The 23,878-nt window shown below is 50.2% G+C and carries 1 protein-coding gene (cut by a window edge); it reads right to left on the reverse strand.

Features of this window, described 5'->3' with window-relative positions; translation table 11 throughout:
* Positions 1 to 23,863 carry the 5' end (the start) of a non-ribosomal peptide synthase/polyketide synthase gene (locus OL444_RS23130; RefSeq protein ID WP_264729468.1) on the reverse strand. The gene continues 67,337 nt to the left of window position 1, outside the view, so the window shows 23,863 of its 91,200 coding nt (coding positions 1-23,863); it begins with the start codon at positions 23,861 to 23,863; its stop codon lies off the left edge, out of view.
* Positions 23,864 to 23,878 lie beyond the last annotated feature (15 nt).

Raw genomic sequence — 23,878 nt, forward strand, 5'->3', positions numbered from 1 at the left:
GAATTAATTCCGTGATCAGGTTGATGACACCCTGGTGTTCTACCATTACTCCTTTCGGCTTACCGGTGGTACCACTGGTATAAATCACATAAGCCAGGTTGGTAGATACGACTGCTGTTGCTGCATCCGTGGCCGGATAAGCCTGTAATGTATCAGTCCAGATTTCCGGTGTATCTATGGCTGTAACAGGTGTACCTGCTGCCAATCCTTCCAATAAATCAATATGCGCCACATTGGTCAGTACTGCTTTCGCATGGGTATCTTCCAGGATATAGGCGAGCCTGTCTGCCGGATAACCCGGGTCCATCGGCACATACGCACCACCGGATTTCAGCACCGCCAGTACCGCTATCACCAGATGTTCCGTACGGTCCAGGCATAAGGCTACCAGCTCATCAGGCTGTATCGCATATACATCGCGCAGGTAAGCGGCCAACTGATTAGCTTTCGCATTCAGTTCACCATAAGTCAGCTGCTGGTCTTCGTATACCAATGCGAGCTGATTAGGTTTAGCTGCTGCCTGCTCTTCAAACAACCGGTGTACCGTTTTCTCTGCAGCATAGGCACGCGCCGTATTATTCCAGTCGAACAGTACAGCCGTCTGCTGATCCCGATGCAGGTAGTGTATTGCTTTTACCGGCAACTGCTGCTGTGCTTTATTTTGCAGCAATGCCAGCTGTTGCAATATTTCTTTATAGGTAACAATATAATTTTCGATGGTAGCTGCTTCAAACAGGCTGGTGGCATAGTTGAATACCCCGATGATTTCATCACCGCTATCGTCCAGGGTGGTCGTGATATCAAATTTCGCCACACTGTAATCAATATTACCATCGGTATAAGGTGTAAACAACTGATCGGTAGCGGCAGCTGCTCCTCCCTGCTCCACACTAAAGGATACCTGGAAGATAGAGTGACGGGATGTATCCGGTTCCACACCCAGTTCATCTACCAGTTTCTCAAACGGAATATCCTGGTGCAACTGGGCTTCCACCACCGATGCACCTACCTGGCGGATGAAATCTGCCAGGGTTTGTTCCGGATTGATTTCTTCCCGTAATGCCAGCATATTTACGAAGAAGCCGATCATATCTGCTACTTCCCGGTAATGGCGGTTCGATAATGGGCTACCCAATACGATGTTCCGCTGATGGCTATAGCTGCTTAACAACAAGTAGTAACCACTCAGCAACAGGCTATACATACTTACCTGCAAGTCGCGGGATACTGCCCGCAAAGCCGCCGTTGTAAAGGCATCAATGGTAAAGATGCTATCGGCACCTGCATAGCTGACCTGCAACGGCCGCGGTTTATCTGCCGGCAAATGCAGGGTTTCATAATCGGATAATTTATTTTTCCAGTAAGACAACTGCCGCACTAATACGTCCCCACTCAGGTACGTACGTTGCCACAGCGCAAAGTCGCGGTATTGCAATGGCAGGGCAGGTAACAACAATGTTGCTGCTTTGGCCGTATCATTGATCCGCAACGCTTCGGCATAGTCGTAGCTATGTTGTAATTCCCGTAGCAGGATAGCCGTAGACCAGCCATCAAAAACGATGTGGTGCAATACGATGCTCAGGTATACTGCTTCCTCCTCCGGCGTTACCGGTATTGTATACACAGCTGCCAGCAACGGATATTCCGTATCCAGTTTAAATACATGGTTCGCCATTTGCGACAGGGCTACCTGCAAGGCAGCTGTGGTAGCTACTTCCTGTACGGCTATCGCCAAAGGATATACGTTGTCATCAATTACCTGCTGGTATCCTTTACCGGCTTCATTGATACGGATATGACTCCGTAACACTTCATGCCTGTGCACGACATCCCGTACAGCCGCCTGCAGGCTCTCTTTATTCACCTGCTGCTGCAGTTTCAATATCACCGGTATATTATAGGCACTGCTGCCGCCTTCATAGTTTTCTATAAACCACAAGCGCTCCTGTGCAAACGACAGCAGCTGTTCCGTAGGATCCGTTACCTGCGACACGGAGATTTTCACCTCTTCCGCAGCTCCCTGCTGCAGCAGGGCTGCCAGTTTACGGATGGTCCGGGCAGTAAATATCACCGATACATTGATGTTGCTGCCCATGGCAATATTCACCTGGTTCATCAAACGGATGGCCAGGATACTGTTACCACCCAGGCGATAGAAATCATCCTGTACGCTGATGGTGGCAGCATCCAGCTGTAATACGGCGGCAAATACGGTACACAATTTTTCTTCCACAGCATTTTCCGGCGCCTGATAGCTTTCGCCATCTGTCAGCTGCGGTTCCGGTAAGGCACGCTGGTCCAGCTTTCCATTGATGGTCAATGGCAGCTGCTGCAGGTGTATCAATACCGAAGGCACCATGTATTCGGGCAGGTAAGTGCCCAGATATGCCAGCAGCGTATCCTGATCCAATACTTCTTCGGCTACATAATAGCCCACGAGGTATTTATTGCCGGTAGCCTGTTCTTTCACCAGTACTGCGGCTTGTTTAACACCCGGATAGGTAGTCAGCCGGCTTTCTATTTCGCCCAGCTCAATACGGTATCCGCGGATCTTCACCTGGAAGTCGGTACGGCCGATGTAGTCAATACTACCATCCGGTAAATACCGAACCAGGTCGCCGGTTTTATACAACCGGCTATATGCGTTTCCGTTATGCCGGAAAGGATTGGCGATAAATCGTTCGCGGGTCAGTTCCGGCTGGTTCAGGTAGCCACGGGCTACACCTGCTCCACCGATATGCAATTCACCTGCAGCACCTACCGGTACCGGCCTTAATGCACTATCCAGTACATAGGCAACGGTATTACTTACCGGACGGCCAATGGCGCTGGCTTCCGCCCCTACATTAATAATCGTGGTAATGGTTGTTTCCGTAGGCCCGTAAGCGTTCACCGCCAGATACGCGCTGTTACGGAAACGTTCCAGCAACGCATTACTGATACGTTCCCCACCACAGATTACCCTGCGCAAAGAAGCGAGTCCATCAAAGTTGTATTGTTCCAGGAAGGAAGGCGTACCATCGATATGTGTTACCTGATGGGTGCGTATCACCTCCAGGAACAGGGAAGCATCTTCCCAGGTGGCCTGATCTACCAGTATTAATTTGTAGCCATGCAGTAATGCAACGAACAGCTGTTCTATAGAAGCGTCAAATACATAGTTGGCCAGGTGTAGTATCACTTCTGCTTTGCCCAGCTGGTACTTTTCTTTCAGCTGGGTGATCAGATTCACCACACCGGTATTTTCCACCATCACTCCTTTCGGACGGGCAGTGGTACCACTGGTATAGATGATATAAGCCAATGCAGCCGGATCATTATCTGTAACGGTATTTGTTACGGCGTATGTATCCAGTAATGGTTGCCATGCATCGCTATCGATGTATGCCACGGGCACCTGCTGTGCGGTGGCAATACCGGTCAGCTTTTCCTGATGGGCTTCACTGGCCAGTACTACTTTCGTTTGTGTGTCTTCCCAAACATATCCGATTCTGTCGGCAGGATAACCCGGATCTACCGGCACATAAGCGCCACCGGATTTCAGTACCGCCAGTATCGCGATGACCATATGTGGTGAACGATCCAGGCAAAGGCCTATCAGGTCGTCTTTACGGATATCATACGTCTGCTGTAACCAGGCTGCCAGCTGATTCGCGCGGGCATTCAGTGCGCCGTAGGTTAATTCCTCCGCACCATATACCAGGGCTATCTCGTCTGGCGTAGCCGCAGCATGTGCTTCAAACAGCTGCCGGATGGTTTTATCTGCAGGGTAAGGTGCAGCGGTGTTATTCCAGTCATACACCATTTCCTGGTGCTGCGTCGCATCCAGGTGTACCAGCGCATTCACCCGGATAGCCGGATCAGCTATCAGCTGAGAGATGATCAGCTCCACTCCCTGCAACAACTGTGCAGCTGTGGCTTCACTAAACAATTCACCGGCATAGTTCAATATAAATTGAATGGCTTCTCCACGTTCTGCCGCCACAACTCCCAGCGGATAATCCAGTTTTTCCACGCTGCCTCTGAACTGTAAAGAGAGGCTGGCGGTTTCGCCTTCCTCACTAACCGGCACGGGGTAATTCTCGAATACAAACAGGCTGTTAAACAAACGATCACCGCCTGGTTGTAATTTACCCAGATGAATATCGCTACGTTCGTTGATTTCGTTGATATGTGACTGCAATTCCTTAATGCCTGCCACAACAGTGTCGTCGGTATGCTCCAGGATCACCGGCAGGGTGTTGATGTACAAACCAACGCCCTGTTCTATATCATCTACCGGCAGATTACGGCCGGATACGGTCATCCCTACAACCGTTGTCTGGCTATTACCATACAGACTTAGTTGCCGGTGCCAGCAATATTGCAATACGGCATTCAGGGTAAAACCATGGATGGCACACAGGCGTTTTAAGGCATCATATCGTTCTCCTTCAATCAACAGCGACGTTTCTACCGACTGCAGGATATGCCGGTAAGCAGCGAGATTGATATGCCGCTGTTCCGGTTTCAGCAGGCTGCTCAGGTCTTCCTGTGCCTGCAACTGACCGGTATAGGCCTGCCAGAAGGCTTCATTATCTTTTCTGTGCAGCTGGAGGTAATGCTGGGAAAGTGCGTAGCTGCGATCTTCCTGTACTACTACCGTTTTGCCCTGCTGTAGCTGTAAATACACTTCATGTACATAATTCAGCAACAAGGGCATACTCCATCCATCGAGGATCGCATGGTGGTTACTGAAAATACAGGTGTAGGCATTTTCGCTGCGTTTCACCAGGTATATGCGGAACAGGTTACCCTGTGTGAGATCAAATACCAGGGAGCGATCGGCTTCAGCGATGTCTGTCAGGAAGGTTTCCTGTGCAGCGGCACTGCGGTCGCTTACATCGCTATAGCGCCAGTCCAGTGTGCCGGTGCGGTCAATCACCTGCACCAGTTCCTCTTCCCAGCCAAAACGTAAACGCAGGGCGCTGTAACGTTGCTGTGCATAGCTCCAGGCGGTTTTCAGCAAATGCGCATCCAGCGCATTATTATAATCCCAGGAGAGCTGCACCCGATAGGCGTCATCTACGGCTCCCTGATTTAATGCATGGTAAATAAATCCTTGCTGCAGGCTGCCTGCCAGGTATACGCCGGTCACTTCCTGCGATGCCTGCAGTCGGGACAACCAGTCCGCAGAAATTACCTGATCCACATCACTGGCGGTCAGGTACTGGCGGGTACTGTTGCCCAGGAAAACAATCATTTCTTCCAATACGGCCTGATAACGATCCGCCAGGGATGTTACCCATTCAGCGGCAAAGCTGCCGGTAACACTGAACTGCAAGCGACCGTTGATCACGAGGCCATTGATATTGAGCCAATACGGATCTTTGTTAGTTGGATGAATGGCCTGCCCGCTGGATTCACTGCTCAGTGTCCAGCCGCTGCCATCCGGTGTTTCCTGGTTATCGAACTGTCCTAAGTAGTTAAAGCTGATTTGTGGCAGGGTAGCCACATCGTAGCCAAACAAAGCCCCATAGCCGATACCGTTAGCCGGTATTTTACGCAGCATTTCTTTTGCTGCTATCAGCTGTTCACCGTAATCTTTACCATTACTCACCACTTCTACCGGGTACATGGTGGTAAACCAACCGGTGGTGTGGGTGATATCCAGGGTGGCCGACAGGGTTTCACGACCATGTCCTTCCAGCAGGAGGTAGTGCCTGTCCTGGCCGGTCAGCTGTGACAGTGCCACACCCAGGGCACTTAATAAAATATCGTTGATCTGTGTATTGTATACGTGGCTGGTCTGCCGTAATAACTGGCCGGTACGCTGCTCATCCAGCAACCAGGTAGCCTGGTGCTGCGATGGGGTACGTAAGGCTGCCAATACCGTATTACCGGCAATAATGCCTGGCTGCAAGGCTGTCCACCAGGCTTTTTCTGCTGCCAGCTGCTGTTCCGGCAGGCTGCCATAAGCGGCTACTGCATTCACCCATTGCCGGTAGCTGCTACCTTTTTCTCCCAGAATCGTCACCGGAGATACTGCTGCCAGTGTAGCCGTATCTGTTATAGCAGACAGGTAACGGTAAATCCGTTCCATATCGGTATACAGGGTACGCCAGCTCACCCCATCTATCAACAGGTGATGGATGGCGATATAAATCCGCGCACGGCCATCTGTATACCCCTCCAGATAACCTATCTGCAGTAATTTATCTCCATAAATATCAAAATCACTTTGCCATTCCGTCAACAGTGCAGGTAAGGCCTCCTCCTTCTCCAGGGTACTTACATCCAGGTAGCGTATATCCGCTGCCGTTACTTCCTCACCGTAGTATTGTATCCGCGGGCGCTGATAGCGCAAACGCAAGCTATCGTGGTAGTTCAACAGTTTTACCACCGTATGCTCCAGCAGGGTTTTATCCAATACCGGTACGTTGATCAGGAAAGACTGGTTCCAATGATGATAGGCCGGCAGCCATCCATTCTCCGCATTGTCGAAGAACCAGGCCTGTACCGGTAACAAATCAGCTTCTCCCGATAGTATACCTTGTTCCGTATCCAGCAGGATGCCTTTCCTGCCCGGTAGTGCCACTACATTTTTGTACAGGGCAACGATGGTACGATGACGGAAAATATCTTTCACACTCACCTGTATACCGGCCTGTTGCCGTAAGCGGCTGGCCAGCTGAATACTCACGATACTATCTCCTCCCAGGCGGAAGAAATCATCATCGATGCCAATTTTATCAGCAGCGATGTTCAGCACCTGGCCAAAGATGGCACACATCAGCGCCTGCGTTTCATTCTGCGGCGCGCGATAGTTACCACTGCCTGCAAACTGTGGCTCGGGCAGGGCACGACGGTCCAGTTTACCACTCAGCGTCAGCGGCAACTCATACAAGTGTACCAGTACAGCCGGTACCATGTATTCCGGCAGATAAGCACCCAGATATGCCTGTAACACCTGTTCGTCCAGCACTTCCGCTGCTACATAATAACCTGCCAGGTATTTGCTGCCACCTGCCTGCTCTTTCACCAGTACCGCCGTCTGACGGATACCCGGATAAGCAGCGAGGCGGCTTTCTATCTCGCCTAATTCTATACGATGTCCGCGGATCTTCACCTGGAAGTCGGTACGACCTCTGTACTCCAGGTTACCATCCGGTAAATACCTCACCAGGTCACCGGTTTTGTACAACCGGCCGGTTTCACGGAACGGATGCGGAATAAAACGTTCCCCCGTTAACGTAGGTTGGTTCAGGTAACCACGGGCTACACCGGCACCGCCGATGTACAGTTCACCCGCGGCTCCTACCGGTACCGGACGTAGTTCGCTGTCCAGTACATATACTTCCATATTACCTATCGGGCGACCAATATTCGCCGGATTATCTCCTGCGGTATAGGGATGAATAGTGGTACATACTGTCGCTTCCGTAGGACCATACTCGTTGAGTAAAATACCTTGGTAGCCGGTCTCCTGCAGATCCGGTAATTGTTCTCCACCGGTAAATATCAGGGCCAGGTTGGTCGGCGCTGCCAGGAAGGTACGCAACAATGCAGGCGGTATAAAGGTGACTTTAATATCCTGCTGATCAATATAGGTACGCAACGCATCCGGCGTCGTTCTCAGCTTGTCGCTGAACAGATACAGGCTGTTACCGTTACTTAATACCGGGAATGCTTCGTATACGAAGGCATCGAATACATAGTTGGAATAACAACCGATGTTGCTATGCTGATTCAGCTGATGCACCGGAATTAATTCCGTAATCAGGTTGATGACACCCTGGTGTTCTACCATCACCCCTTTTGGCTGACCGGTGGTACCACTGGTATAAATCACATACGCCAGGTTCGTGGCGGCTACCGCGGTGGCTACATCCGTTGCCGGATATGGCTGCAGCGTATTGTTCCATATATCTGCGGTATCTATTGCGGTAACCGGTATATTGGTTTGTAATCCTTCCAGCAAGTGCGTATGACCGGTATTCGTCAATACGGCTTTCGCGCCGGTATCTTCCAGGATATATGCGATCCTTTCTGCCGGATAACCCGGGTCCATCGGCACATACGCGCCGCCGGATTTCAGTACCGCCAGCACGGCGATCACTAAATGTTCCGTACGATCCAGGCATAACGCCACCAGGTCATCGGGTTGAATTGCATATACCTCACGCAGGTAAGCGGCCAGCTGATTGGCTTTCGCATTCAGCTCACCGTAGGTTAACTGCTGGTCTTCGAATACCAGCGCAAGCTGGTTAGGCCTGGCCGCTGCCTGCTCTTCAAATAACCGGTGTACGGTTTTCTCTGCCGCATAGGCACGCACCGTATTGTTCCAGTCGTACAGCACGGCAGTTGCTTCCTCCTGATGCAGGTAGCGCAGGGCTTTGACCGGCAGCTGCCGGTATGCCTGGTTGCGCAGGGCTGCCAGCTGTTGCAGTATTGTTTTATAGGTAACAATAAATCTTTCTATGGTGGCTGCTTCAAACAGGCTGGTAGCATAGTTGAATACCCCTATGATCTCTTCCCCGCTATCGTCGAGTGAAGTCGTCAGGTCATATTTCGCCACACTATAATGTCCGTTGGTATCATAAGGCACAAACAACCGGTCTGATACTTCGCGGCCAAAACGCTGTATACTGAATACCACCTGAAATACCGGGTGGCGGGAGGTATCCGGCTCTACGCCTAATTCATCCACCAGTTTTTCAAAAGGCAGATCCTGTTGCAACTGCGCAGCTACGGTGGCGGCGCCTACCTGTTTGATAAAGGCGCTCAAAGGTTGTTCCGGATTGATTTCTTCCCGCAATGCCAGGGTATTGACAAAGAAGCCAATCAGGTCGGCAATTTCGCTGTAGTGCCGGTTGGAAATCGGTGTACCCAGCACAATATCGCGCTGGTTGCTATAGCTGCTGAGGAACAGGTAATAACCACTCAGCAACAGGCTATACATACTTACTTCCAGTTCACGGGCTACTGCTTTCAGCTCATCACTGGTGGCTTTATCTATCGTAAAGAAAATATCCGCGCCTTTATAATCCAGTTGTGCCGGTCTGGATTTATCTGCCGGCAGGTCCAGGGTTTCATAACCCGATAACTTATCCTTCCAGTAAGACACCTGTTTTTCCAATACGGCTCCCTGCAGATAGCTACGTTGCCACAGGGCGAACTCGCGGTATTGCAGCGGCAAGGCTGGTAAAATATGTTTGTCTGCGGTGACTTTATCATTCGCCCGCAGCGCCTCATAATAGGTGTAGTTATGCAGCAGCTCCCGTAACAGGATATCGGTAGACCAGCCATCAAAAGCAATGTGGTGCAATACAATGCTCAGTACATATTCACGTGTATGCGGCGCCGTTTGCAGACTAAACAATCCTGCCAGCACCGGATATTCCGCATCCAGTTTAAACACATGATTGGCCATCTCCGCCAGGCCGGCCTGTAAGTCGCTTTCGTTCCGGTATGTTTCTCTGATGACAGGCAACAGATGCAACTGATCATCTATCACCACCTGGTAACCTTTCCCGGCATCATTGGTGCTGATATGACTGCGTAACACTTCATGCCGGTGTACAATAGCCTGCAAGGCCTGCAGCAGACTGTCGGCATGTACGCCGGGCTGCAGTTTCAATACAATCGGTATGTTGTAGGCATGGCTGCCGCCTTCATAATTTTCAATAAACCATAACCGTTCCTGTGCAAATGACAACAATTGTTCCGTCGGATCTGTCACCACCGGTATCGCCATTTTAATGCTATCCTGGTTGTCTTCCAACAGTTGTTCCGCCAGTTTGCGGATGGTTCTTGCCACAAATATGGCAGCTACACTGATATGGGTACCCAATACCGTATTCAGGCGGTTGATGAGGCGGATAGCCAGGATACTGTTACCACCCAGGCGGAAGAAATCATTATGTACACTGATCTGCTCTGCATCCAATCCCAGCACTTCTCCGAATATACGGCACAGTTTTTCTTCTGTCGGATTTTCCGGCGCCTGGTATTGATCCAGGTCTGTCAGCTGTGGTTCCGGCAATGCGCGCCGATCCAGCTTACCATTGATCGTCAGCGGTAAGGTAAACAGGTGCACCAATACAGCCGGCAGCATGTATTCCGGCAGATAGATCCGCAGGTAGTTCAGCAAGGCTGCTTCATCCAGTTTTTCTTCCGCCACATAATAGCCTGCCAGGTACTGATTACCACCCGCTTGTTCTTTCACCAGTACAGCGGTTTGTTTCACACCAGGATAAGCGGCCATCCGGTGTTCTATTTCTCCCAGTTCGATACGGTAACCCCGTATTTTCACCTGGAAGTCCGTACGGCCCAGGTATTCGATGTTACCATCTCTCAGGTATCTTACCAGATCGCCGGTTTTATATAACCGACTATATCCGTTCGTATGTACGTTACCGTTACCATTTTTATTTCCATTACCGTTTGTATGTTCCTGATGACGGAATGGATTTTCAATGAAACGGTCGCGGGTTAATTCCGGATGATTCAGGTAGCCACGGGCCACCCCGTCGCCACCGATGTACAGTTCACCGGCTGCTCCTACCGGTACCGGACGTAGTTCACTGTCCAGTACATATACTTCGGTATTGCCGATAGGCCGGCCAATGGGAATAATACCGGAAGAAATATCCCGGTAATCATTACATAAATAAGTAGTGGCAAAAGTGGTGCTCTCCGTAGGTCCGTAACCGTTAACCAGTTTCACCTGGCTGTTATTTTCCAGTAAGCGGTCTACGTGTGCATAGGAAATCTGTTCTCCTCCTGCCACAATGTATTTCAGTTCATGCAGGCAGGCCAGCTCTTCATCTACCAGCCTGTGGAATAAAGAGGTGGTGATAAAGCAGATGCTGATCTGGTGCTGTAATATCACCGCTTCCAGGTTCCTGGTATCCAGGAATACTTCTTTGCCGGCAATCACCAGGGTGGCGCCGTTCAGCAGGGCGCCGAAGATATCAAACACCGATCCGTCAAAAGCGTAGTTGGCAATAGCCAGCACTTTATCTGCGGGTTCAAAACGCACATAGTCTACATTCTTCACGAGGCGGTTCACACTCTTATGTGCCACCATTACACCTTTTGGCATACCCGTAGTACCACTGGTATACATCACATATGCCAGGTGATCCGCACCATTGATCTGATCCGGATTTTCCGGAGCATACCGATGTTGCGCAGCGGCAAAATCTTCACTGTCGATGTGAACAGTAGTCAGCGTGGTATCGGCAGTGATGTGTTGTAGTTTCGTTTCATATACTTCATTGGTCAGCACAACACGGGTACCGGTATCGGCCAGGATATAACTGATCCTGTCGTCCGGATAGGCGGTATCAATCGGTACATAGGCGCCGCCGGATTTCAACACGCCCAGAATGGCGATCATCATGTATTCGGAACGGTCCAGGTACAATCCGATGAGTTCATCCGGCTGTATATGATGGGTACTGCGCAGGTAAGCAGCAAGCTGATTGGCGCGGGTATTGAGTTCACCGTAAGTCAGTTGTACGGATTCATACACCACGGCAATTTGATCCGGTGTAGCCGCTGCCTGGGCTTCAAACAACTGCTGAATGGTTTTGTCTGCCGGATAAGCCACCGCTGTATTATTCCATTCATATACAATTTCTGTATGCTGGGCAGGACTGAGATAACGCAGTGCCTTCACCTGTACACGCTGCTGGTCTTTATTTTTAAGCGCTGCCAGCTGTCGTAGTATTTCCTGATACGTAACAATATATCTTGCGATCGTATCCGCTTCAAACAAGCTTACCGCATAGTTAAATACCCCGCTGATTTCTTCTTTGGAATCATCCAGGGTAGTAGAGAGATCATATTTCGCAATGCTGTAGTAGTCGTTGTTCCGGGATAAGGTAAATAGTTCTCCGGTATGATCCTCTTCACCGAAATGCTGCACACTGAACATGACCTGGAATACCGGATGACGCGATACATCCGGATCTACACCCAGTTCTTCCACCAGCTTCTCAAACGGAAGATCCTGGTGCATCTGTGCATCTATCACGGAGGCGCTTACCTGGCGGATAAAGGCGGCTACGGATTGTTCCGTATCAATCTCTTCTCTTAATGGTAAGGTATTGACAAAGAAACCAATCACTTCGGCAATTTCGCGGTAATGCCGGTTCGATACCGGGCTACCCAGCACAATGTTGCGCTGATTGCTGTAACTGCCCAGCAACAGATAGTAACCACTCAGCAATAAGCTGAACATACTTACTTCCAATTCGCGGGACACTGCACGCAGGTCTTCACTGGTAGCACGGTCGATGGTAAAGGCCACATTCGCGCCTTCATAATTAACGCGTACCGGTCTGGGTTTATCGGCTGGTAAATGCAGCACTTCAAAACCTGATAACTTACTTTTCCAGTAAGACAGCTGTCTGTCCAACACGATGCCATGCAGGTAACCACGCTGCCAAAGAGCAAAATCGCGGTATTGCAACGGCAACGGCGCCAATACATACCGGGCGGCTGTTTCCGCATCGCCTGTACGTAAGGCTTCATAATGATAATAATACTGCTGTAACTCCCGCAACAACAGATCGGTAGACCAGCCATCAAATGCGATGTGGTGCAATACAATACCCAGGTATTGCTCGCCGGTGGCAGCAAGTGTATGCAAGCCTGCCCGGATCGGATAATCTTTATCCAGCCGGAATACATCATCTGCTAACCGGAGCAATGCAGCATCCAGCGCTTCTCTTGTAGCATACGCCTGCCGTGGAATCTCCAGCGGATATACCTGATCATCTATTACTTCCTGATAGCCCTTACCTGCTTTACTGATATGGATATGACTCCTTAATACTTCATGCCGGTGTATCACTGCATGCAACGCCTGTATCAGGCTGTCTGCCTGCACTTCCGGCTGTAACTGCAATACCACCGGGATATTATAGGCATTGCTGCCCCCTTCATAATTTTCCAGGAACCATAACCGCTCCTGTGCGAAGGATAACAATTGTTCTGTCGGATCGTTTATCCATTGACGTGATATCTTCGTTGTATCCGTGATACCACGTTCCAGACTAGCTGCCAGGTTGCGGATGGTTCTGCCGGTAAAAATCATGGCTACACCCATCCTCGTATCCAGTACCGTGTTCAGCTTGTTGATGAGGCGAATCGCCAGAATACTGTTACCACCCAACCGGAAGAAGTCATCGTTTACACTGATTTTCGCGGCGTCCAATCCCAGTACTTCTCCGAATACCGCACATAGTTTTTCCTCTGTCGCATTTTCCGGCGCCTGGTACTGATCTGCATCCGTTAGCTGCGGCTCCGGTAAAGCGCGGCGATCCAGCTTACCATTGATGGTCAGTGGCAGTTCATATAAATGTATCAATGCTGCCGGCACCATGTACTCCGGTAAATAATCCCGTAGCTCCTGTAATAGTAATGCTTCGTCTACTTTTTCTGCTGCTACATAATAGCCTGCCAGGTATTTATCTCCCCCTCCCTGCTCTTTCACTAACACGGCTGCCTGTTTAATACCCGGATAGGCGGCGATACGGTGTTCTATTTCACCCAGCTCAATACGGTAACCACGGATTTTCACCTGGAAGTCCGTACGACTGATATATTCGATATTGCCATCCGGTAAATATTTCACCAGGTCGCCCGTTTTGTAAAGGCGGCTACCCTGCGGCCGGAAAGGATTGTCCACAAAACGTTCGCGGGTAAGCGCGGGCTGGTTCAGGTAACCCCGTGCTACCCCGGCGCCACCTACGTACAGTTCTCCCACAGCGCCTACCGGCACTGGTCGCCATTCGTTATCCAGTATATAGATTTCTGTATTGTTAATCGGCCGGCCAATCGGGATCACCCCGGAAGTCACGAGACGGGCATCTTCACACAGATAGCCACTCGTAAATACGGTGCCTTCTGTCGGGCCATAAACGTTCAGGAACTTCGTGGCAGGCTTTCTGTCCAGGAATCGCGTCGCATGTTCATACGACATCTGTTCTCCACCTGTCAATAAATATTTTAAGCTATCCAATGTACGCAACCCTTCATCCACAAAGCGGTTGAACAAAGCAGTGGTAACGAATAAGATGGTTACCTGATGTGCTGCCATCACCGCTTCCATCTGCTGCACATCCAGGGATATTTCTTTGGTACCCAGTACAAGAGTAGCCCCATTCAGCAGTGCGCTGAAGCAATCGAATACGGATGCATCAAATGCATAGTTGGAAAAGCCCAGTACTTTATCTTCCGGCGTTATGGTGATGTAATCGATATCCCTTACCAATCTGTTCACGCCTTTATGCATGATCATTACGCCTTTAGGCATCCCGGTAGTACCGCTGGTGTATATCACATACGCCAGATGATCAGCGCCATTGATCAGCACCGGATTGACTGCCGGCGCTGCCTGCAGCGTTGCTATAAAGGCGGCACTATCGATCAGTTCCACAGCTGTTGCCGTACCGGCAGTAATTTTTTCCAGTTTATCCTGGTATATCCCGTTGGTTAATACCAGCCGTGCTTTCGTATCAGCCAGCATATAACTGATCCGGTCGTCCGGGTGTGCGATATCAACCGGCACATAGGCGCCACCGGATTTCAGCACGCCCAATATGGCTATCAGCATATGTTCTGAGCGATCGAGGTATAACGCGATCAGGTCATCCGGCTGCACCTGCCACGTATTGCGCAGGTAAGCGGCCAGCTGATTGGCGCGTTCATTCAGTTCGCGGTAGGTCAGTCGCATATCGTCATACACCAGGGCAATCTGGTCCGGCGTGGCTGCTACCTGCTCTTCAAACAGTTGCTGGATCGTCTTATCAGCCGGGTAAGGCCGCGCTGTGTTATTCCAGTCATATACAATTTCCTGGTACTGTGCTGCAGACAAATGCGACAAGGCCTGTACGCCAATAGCCGGATCGGCCAGCAGTTGCGACAATAACAATTCCACGCCATCCAGTAACCCGGATATCATGCTTTCGCTGAATAATTCACCGGCATATTTTATGGCCACATGCACGGCTTCTCCCCGCTCATATGCCACCACACCCAGCGGATAATCGAGCTTCTCTACACCTCCATTGAACTGCAGGGAAATGATGCCCTCTTCTCCGTTACTACCTGCAGGAACCGGATAGTTTTCGAATACAAACAAGCTGTTGAACAAACGTCCTGCGCCGGTTTGTAAACTACCCAAATGAATATCACTGCGGCTGTTGATTTCTGTAATATGGGATTGTAACTCCCGGATGGCCGCTACTACTGTACCGTTCCCATGTTCCAGGATGACCGGCAGGGTGTTGATAAACAAGCCTACTCCCTGTTCGATATCATCTACCGGCAGGTTACGGCCGGAGACGGTCATCCCCACAATCGTTGTCTTGCTGTTACCAAACAAACTCAGTTGCCGGTGCCAGCAATATTGCAACAGCGCATTCAGCGTAAAGCCATGCGCCGCACACAAGTGTTTTAAAGCGTCATATTGCGCGCCGGTAATCGTTATTTTTTTCTCTGCCGGCAATAAAATGTGCCGGTAAGCAGCTAAGTCAATATGTTGTTGTCCTGGTTGTAACAGGAAACTCAGGTCTTCCGGTTCTTCCAGCCGGCTGAGATAAGTCTGCCAGTAAGCAGCATTATCTTTCCGGTGTACCTGCAGGTATTGCTGCGCCAGCGCATAACTACGGTCTTCCCGTACGACCACCGGCTTACCTTGCAGCAATTGCGTATATGCGTCATGTACATAGTTCAGTAACAATGGCATACTCCAGCCATCGAGGATGGCATGGTGATTACTGAAAAAGCAGGTATAGGCCTTTTCGCTGCGTTTCACGATATATACCCGGAAAAGACTACCACGGGACAGGTCAAAAACCATGGAACGGTCTGTCTCTGACAAGGTAGTCAGATAAGCTTCCTGGTCTGCCGGTTCACGATCACTCACATCTGCATAGTGCCAGTCCAGCCGGCCTGTTTCATCGATAATCTGTATCAGTTCTTCCGCCCATCCAAAACGCAGCCGCAGGGCGCTGTAACGTTGCTGTGCATATGTCCACGCAGTTTGCAGTAACGATACCTCCAGTGCATTATTATACTCCCAGCGGATCTGTACCCGATAGGCATCATCTACCGCTCCCTGGTTCAGGGCATGGTAAATGAAACCTTCCTGTAAGCTTCCTGCCAGGTAAACAGCTTTCACCGGTGTAGTGGCCTGCAGCTCCGATAACCATGCGGCAGTAATAATATGATCTACATCACTTACCGTTAAATAATTACGGGAGATACCCACCAGGTAGCTGATCATTTCTTCCAGTACCTGCTGGTATTGTGTGGCCAATGCCGTCAGTTTTTCTGTTGCGATATACCCCATCAGGTTAAACCGCAAGCGGCCATCTATCACCAGTCCGTTGATGTTAATCAGGTAAGGATCTTTATTGGCAGTACTGATCATTACACCACTGTTCTCACCACTGATCGTCCAACGCTGTGCTTCCTGCGATTCCTGTGTATCGAACTGACCCAGGTAGTTGAAGCTGATCTGTGGCAACGCCGCTACGGCATAACCAAACAACGGCCCATAGCCGATACCGTTAGCCGGTACCTGCCGCAGCATTTCTTTCGCTGCTACCAGCTGTTCGCCGTAATCACGGCCACTGCTCACTATTTCCACAGGATACATGGTGGTAAACCAACCTGTGGTATGGTTAATATCTATATTGGCAGCCAATGCCTCACGGCCATGACCTTCCAGTAATACGTGGTGTTTTTCCTGCCCGGTTACCCGTGACAATGCTACCCCTAAAGCACTTAACAAGATATCATTGATCTGTGTATTATACACCTGACTGGTGCTTCTCAACAGCTGGTCTGTCAGTTGTTCATTCAGCGATAAGGCAGCATGGTATTGTTCAGGTATACGCAATGTATGTAAAGTGGCATTCACGTCGGCAACAGCCGCCATACGTTCCTCCCAATAAGCTTTCTCCGCTGCTTCCTGCGGGTAGGCCGCCATCGCGGATACCCATTGCCGGTAGCTGCTGCCCTTTTCGCCCAGCACTGCTACCACATCCACTGCTGCGGTAGCCTCCAGCTGCTGGTAGATACGTTCCAGATCCGCACTTAAAATACGCCAGGACACCCCATCTATCAACAGGTGATGCGCCGCAATAAATATCCGTGCCCGGCCATCTGCATAACCATCCAGATAACCGATCTGATAAAGTTTCTCTCCATAGATATCAAAACCGCTCTGCCACTCCGTTAATACTTCCTCTAATGCTTCCGGCCGCGGCAAGGTGCGGATATCCAGATAACGTATATCCGCCGTCGTTACTTCACCACTGTAGTATTGTGTACCATCTGTACGATACCGTAAACGCAAGCTATCATGGTAGTTCAGCAGCCATACTACTGCTTTTTCCAGCCGCACTTTATCGAGTGCCGGTACCTGGATCAGGAACGATTGGTTCCAATGGTGATAAGCCGGTAACAAGCCACTGTCTTTATTTTCAAAGAACCAGGACTGTATCGGCAATAAGCCCGCTTCGCCGGAAAGAATGCCTTGTTCTGTTGCCAGTGTTACGGCTGTTTTATCTGCCACCGCAATAACATGGGTATACAATGCTGCAATGGTCCGATAGCGGAATATTTCCTTCACACTCACCTGAATACCTGCCTGCTGCCGCAAACGGCTTACCAGCTGAATACTCACGATACTATCTCCTCCCAGGCGGAAGAAATCATCCTCCATACCAATTTTATCTGCTGCCAGTCCCAGCACCTGTGCATATATTTCGCACATCAATGCTTCTGTTTCATTTTGCGGGGCACGGTAGCTTCCTTTATCACTGAACTGCGGATCAGGCAGTGCAAAGCGATCCAGCTTACCATTAATCGTCAACGGCAGCTGATACAGGTGCACCAGTGCAGCAGGAATCATATAATCCGGCAGGTAATCTGCCAGGTATGCCTGCAATGCCTGCTGGTCCAGCGCTTCATCAGCTACGTAATAACCGGCGAGATACTTGTTGCCGCCGGCTTGTTCTTTCACCAGCACTACCGCCTGTTTCACAGCGGGGTGGCCGGTCAGGCGACTTTCAATTTCACCCAATTCAATACGGTAGCCGCGCACCTTCACCTGGAAGTCGCTACGGCCAATAAATTCAATGTTGCCATCCGGCATATATTTCACGAGGTCACCGGTTTTATACAACCGGCCTTCCCCGCTGAAAGGATCTGCAATAAAACGTTCGCTGGTTAGCTCCGGTTGGTTCAGGTAGCCACGTGCTATCCCGGCGCCGCCGAGGTACAACTCTCCCACAGCGCCTACCGGTACCGGGCGCAGATAGGCATCCAGCACATAGGCGGTGGTATTGGCCACCGGACGGCCAATCAGGTGGGTATCTCCCTGATGGATCTGTTTACCTGTGGCATAGATACTGGTTTCCGTAGGGCCGTAATAGTTATACAGCCGTTTTTGCTGCGACCAGTACTTTCCTGTTTCATGGGCACAAGGCTCACCGGCATATATGATGGCCTTCAGGGCAGGATAAGCTACCCGCGGTAATACCGACAGCATTACCGGTGGCAGGTACATATATTCAATCCCGTTAGTCAGGAGATACTGGCTGATACCATCTGCATCTGTTCTCAGGCTTTCACTCAGCAGGTGTAATTCATTGCCATATAACAGGCCAATGAAAAATTCCGACACCGATACATCAAACACATAGGCGGTATACGCCATGATACGGCTGGTTTCCCGGAAATCATACGCTTCGCGGATACCATAAATGGTATTCAACACACTGTGATGTTCCACCATCACCCCTTTCGGCTGTCCGGTAGTACCACTGGTGTAAATCACATAGGCCAGCTGTGTTGGATCGGCAGCGATACCGTTGGTAACCGGATAGCCGGATACTAATTTAGCGAAAGCCGGTTCGTCTATTTTTTCCACCATCAACGGTAAACCAGTGGCTAAAGCCTCCAGTTTTTCTGCATGGATCGTGTTGGTCAATACGACTTTAGTACCCGTATCAGACAGGATATACGCCACCCTGTCTTTCGGATAACCCGGGTCCACAGGCACATAGGCAGCACCGGTTTTCAGTACTGCCAATATAGCGATGAGCATATGCTCAGAACGGTCCAGGCAAAGCCCTACGAGGTCTTCACGCCGGATATCGTAGGTATGCCGCAGATAAGCTGCCAGCTGCCCTGCACGGGTATTCAGTTCCGCGTAGGTGAGCCGGGTATCTTCATATACCAGCGCCACCTGGTCGGGTGTAGCTGCCACCTGTTCTTCAAACAGCTGGTGAATGGTTTTACCTGTCGGGAATACTTGTGTGGTATTATTCCAGTCATACACTACTGCCGTATGCTGCGCTTCATCCAGGTAGTGTAATGCCTTCACCGGCAACGCCTGCAGCGTTTGATGGCGGAGGGCCGCCAGCTGGCGCAATATCGCTTTATAGGTAGCAATAAACCTTTCTATCGTAGCGGCATCGAACAAACTGGTAGCATAGTTAAATACCCCGGTAATTTCTTCGCCGCCATCATTCAGCAAGGCAGACAAATCGAATTTCGCCACGCCATAATGAATATCGCCGCCGCTATGTGCGGTGAACAACTCGTTGTCTGATTCGGCTACTCCAAAATGTTCCATATTAAACAACACCTGGAATATAGAATGACGGGAGGTATCCGGTTCTACTTTCAGTTCATCCACCAGTTTTTCAAATGGTAAATCCTGGTGCAGCTGGGCGGCGATGACCGCAGCACCCACCTGCCGGATAAAGGCTGTCAGTGGCTGCTCCGGATGAATGGTTTCGCGCAGCGCCAGGGTGTTTACGAAGAAGCCGATCAGCTCTCCTACCTGCCGGTAATGCCGGTTGGATACCGGGCTACCCAATACGATATCCTGCTGGTTGCTGTAACTGCTCAGCAACAAGTAGTAACCACTCAGCAACAGGCTGTACATACTTACTTCCAGTTCCCGGGAAACTGCCCGCAGGTCATCGCTGGTGGCTTTATCCAGGGAGAAGGCGATATCCGCCCCTTCATAATTCAGTTGTACCGGCCGGGGTTTATCTGTTGGCAGATGCAACGTTTCATAACCAGACAGCCGGTCTTTCCAGTAATCCAGCTGGCGGTTCAGCACCGCGCCGGTCAAGTAGTTACGCTGCCACAGGGCAAGGTCTTTGTATTGCAACGGCAATGCAGGCAGGGTATATTTACCGGCTTCCCGGGTATCGTTCACCTGCAATGCCTGATAATAGTAATAATAGTTGCGCAGTTCCCGCAACAGGATATCGGTAGACCAACCATCAAAAGCGATGTGGTGTAATACCACACTCAGGTATTCTTCCCGTGTATCCGTGCCCGTATGCAAGGTATAAAAACCTGCCTGCAGGGGATACCCTTCTTCCAGCCGGAACACATGATTGGCCGACAGGGATAACGCTGCCTGTAATTCCGTGCGGGTATAACAATCGTATGTGGCTACCGGTAAAGGATTGGCCTGATCATCGATCACCTGCTGATAACTTTTGCCCGCAGCACTGGTCAGGATACGGCTTCTCAATACCTCATGCCGGTGTACTACTGCCCGCAAGGCGAGCAACAGACTTTCCCGCTGTACATTCGGCTGCAGTTGCAATACCACGGGGATATTATAGGCTTTGCTGCCGCCTTCATAATTTTCGATAAACCACAACCGCTCCTGTGCAAAAGAGAGCAGTTGTGCCGTTGGCTCACTGACTACCTGCGCTGTGATTTGTATTTCCTCGTGTACGCCGCTTAATAAACGGTCGGCCAGTTTACGGATGGTTCTCGTAGCCAGAATGTCGGATACGCTGATACTGGTATCCGGTAAAGTATTCAGCCGGTTCATCAGGCGGATGGCCAGAATACTGTTACCACCCAACCGGTAAAAGTCGTCATGAATACTGATACTGCCGGCCTCAAGGCCCAGTATTTCTCCGAATACGCGGCACAGTTCTTCTTCTGTATCATTTTCCGGGCCGTGGTATTTACGGGTATCTGTGAGCAGTGGTTCCGGTAACGCGCGCCGGTCCAGCTTTCCGCTGAGGGTCAGCGGCAACTGGGATAAATGTATAAACACCGCAGGTATCATGTATTCCGGCAGATAATGACCGAGATAATCCTGTAAGGTTTGTTCCTGCAACACTTCATTGGATACATAATAGGCGGCCAGGTATTTATTGCCACCGGCGAATGTTTTCACCACTACAGCAGTTTGCCGGATACCAGGATACGTGGCCAGGCGGTTTTCTATCTCGCCCAGTTCGATACGGTAACCGCGGATTTTTACCTGGAAGTCCGTACGGCCCATATATTCCAGGTTACCATCCGGTAAATATCTTACCAGGTCACCGGTTTTATATAAGCGGCTTTGTCCGCCGAAAGGATCTGCAATAAAACGTTCTTCGGTTAATGCTGGTTGGTTGAGGTAACCACGGGCTACGCCGTCGCCGCCGATATACAGTTCTCCGGTGGCTCCTACCGGTACCGGTTGCAGGGCCTTATCCAATACATAAGTACGCATGTTGCCGATAGCCCGGCCGATGTTGGCCGGATTATCTCCTATCTGATAAGGATGGATGGTGGTACATACCGTTGCTTCTGTAGGACCGTATTCATTGAGCAGTTCACACTGATAGGTCAGGCCTTTCAGGTCCGGCAGCTGTTCCCCACCGGTATATATCAATGCCAGGTTATTGGGCGCCGACAGGAAGTCGCGCAATAAGGCCGACGGGATGAAAGTTACTTTAATATTCTGCTGATCAATATAAGTGCGTAATGCATCCGGTGATGTCCGCAGCGCGTCGCTGTACAGGAACAGCGTATTCCCGTTGCTCAATGCCGGGAAGGTTTCGTATACGAAGGCGTCAAATACGTAGTTGGAATAACAGCCGATGTGGGTGTGTTCTTCCAGCCGGTGTGCCGCTATCAGTGTTGTAATCAGGTTGATGACACCCTGATGTGCTACCATTACGCCCTTAGGTGTACCGGTAGTACCGCTGGTGTAGATGACATAAGCGAGATGGCTGGCCGTAGCTGCAGGAATAGGGTTTACCGCCGCATATCCCGATAGTGTTTCTTCCCATAATGCGGGTGTATCAATGGCAATGATATCCGCCGGCATATCCAGTGCCTGCAGCATGGATAGGTGGGCTGTATTGGTCAGGATTACTTTCGTGCGGGTATCGGCCAGGATATGTGCGATCCTTTCCGCAGGATAACCAGGATCCATTGGCACATAAGCGCCACCTGCCTTCATGATGGCGAGCATCGCCAGCGGCATGTATTCGGAACGATCCAGGCACAGGGTTACCAGGTCATCGGGTTGGATGCCGTGCACTTCCCGCAGATAAGCGGCCAGCTGGTTCGCTTTGGCATTCAGCGCACCATAGGTGAGTGTATGCTCACCGGATACGATGGCCGGTTGGTTGGGCCGGGCTGCTGCTTGTTCTTCCACCAACTGGTGGATGGTTTTATCTGCCGGGTATGGGTGGACGGTCTGATTCCATTCATGTACCAAACGGTTGTAGGTAGCGGATTCCAACAAAGCATACGTAGCGATGTTTTTGTGCGTATCTCCCTGTACGAGGTCTTCCAGCAACTGTTCAAAGAGATAGCGGAAAGTGGCCGCAAAATTCCGGATGAGCGTTACATCGAACAGGCGTTTATCGTACCGCACCCGGTAATTCAGTTTACCTTCCCGTGTCTCCTGTTCAAACAGCAACTGTACGGAGAGGTCTACGTTTAAGCCGGTATTTACTTTTACTTCGGTAATACCGGAGAATTCGAACGTCTTATCTTTCAGATTGGTTTGTGCAAACACCATACTCAGGATGCTGGTATCTGTAGCATGGCGGATAATATCGCTGGTGGGCAGGTACTTTCCTTTGGCGTCATTCAATTCATCGAGGAATGTTTGTAAATGATCCAGTAAGTGCCTTACCGTTGTGTTTTCATCGAAGTGGTGTACATTAATCAGGGAGTTCACATGGCCGCCAAACATAAATGCAGCTCCTTCCCTGATGGCGGTAATATAGCTGATACCGATGGCCGGTTCATTGGTGATACGGTGTAACAGGATCGCATATACGAGTTGCCCGAAATTAAAAGCGGTGAGCCGGTAATCTTTTACCAGCTGCTGTAATTTTGCGACGGTGCTTTCCTCCAGCACCCATCTGTCTTCTCCTACAAAATCCAGCATCGGCGTGGGGGTAGCCGCTGTACGTAAAAATCCAAGATCGGGCAGGACGACCTCTTTCAGGCGATTTTCCCAGAAAGCCTGCATCGCAGGTTTCTCTTTCTCCAGCAGGGTATGCAGGCTATCTGATAATTGCTGGTACCTGATTACTTGTTCCGGTACCCGCACGGGAGTTTTATAATAACGATCGTTGTAATAGCGGCTGAATTCTTCGATGAATCCATCGATACTGGAACCGTCGATCACCATGTGTGGGAGTATCAGTATAAAACGATAACGTTTTTTACCTGTCTTCAACACATGAAATCTGATCAGCAGATCTTCTGCCAGATCAAAAGGACGTGAAACCAGCTTCAGCAGGTCTTCTTCCGCCATTCCATCCGGAAAATATGTTACCACCGTTGCTGTTTTGGGCAATGGTGCTCTTTCCACCCAATATACTTTTTCTGATTCAACCACTACATTACTATGAATAAGCAATTGATCATTTATGAATCTAATGGCGCTTCTGTTCAATCTGTCAACGGACAATGTTCCTGTCAGTTCCTGATCCCATACAACGTTGTAGTCACTACGTAACGGATCAATCATCCATTCATAATAGAAAGTGTATTGATAGGGAGTCAGCAAAGTCTTGTTCATAATATTGTTGTTTTG

Source organism: Chitinophaga nivalis, from assembly GCF_025989125.1.
GTDB lineage: Bacteria > Bacteroidota > Bacteroidia > Chitinophagales > Chitinophagaceae > Chitinophaga > Chitinophaga nivalis.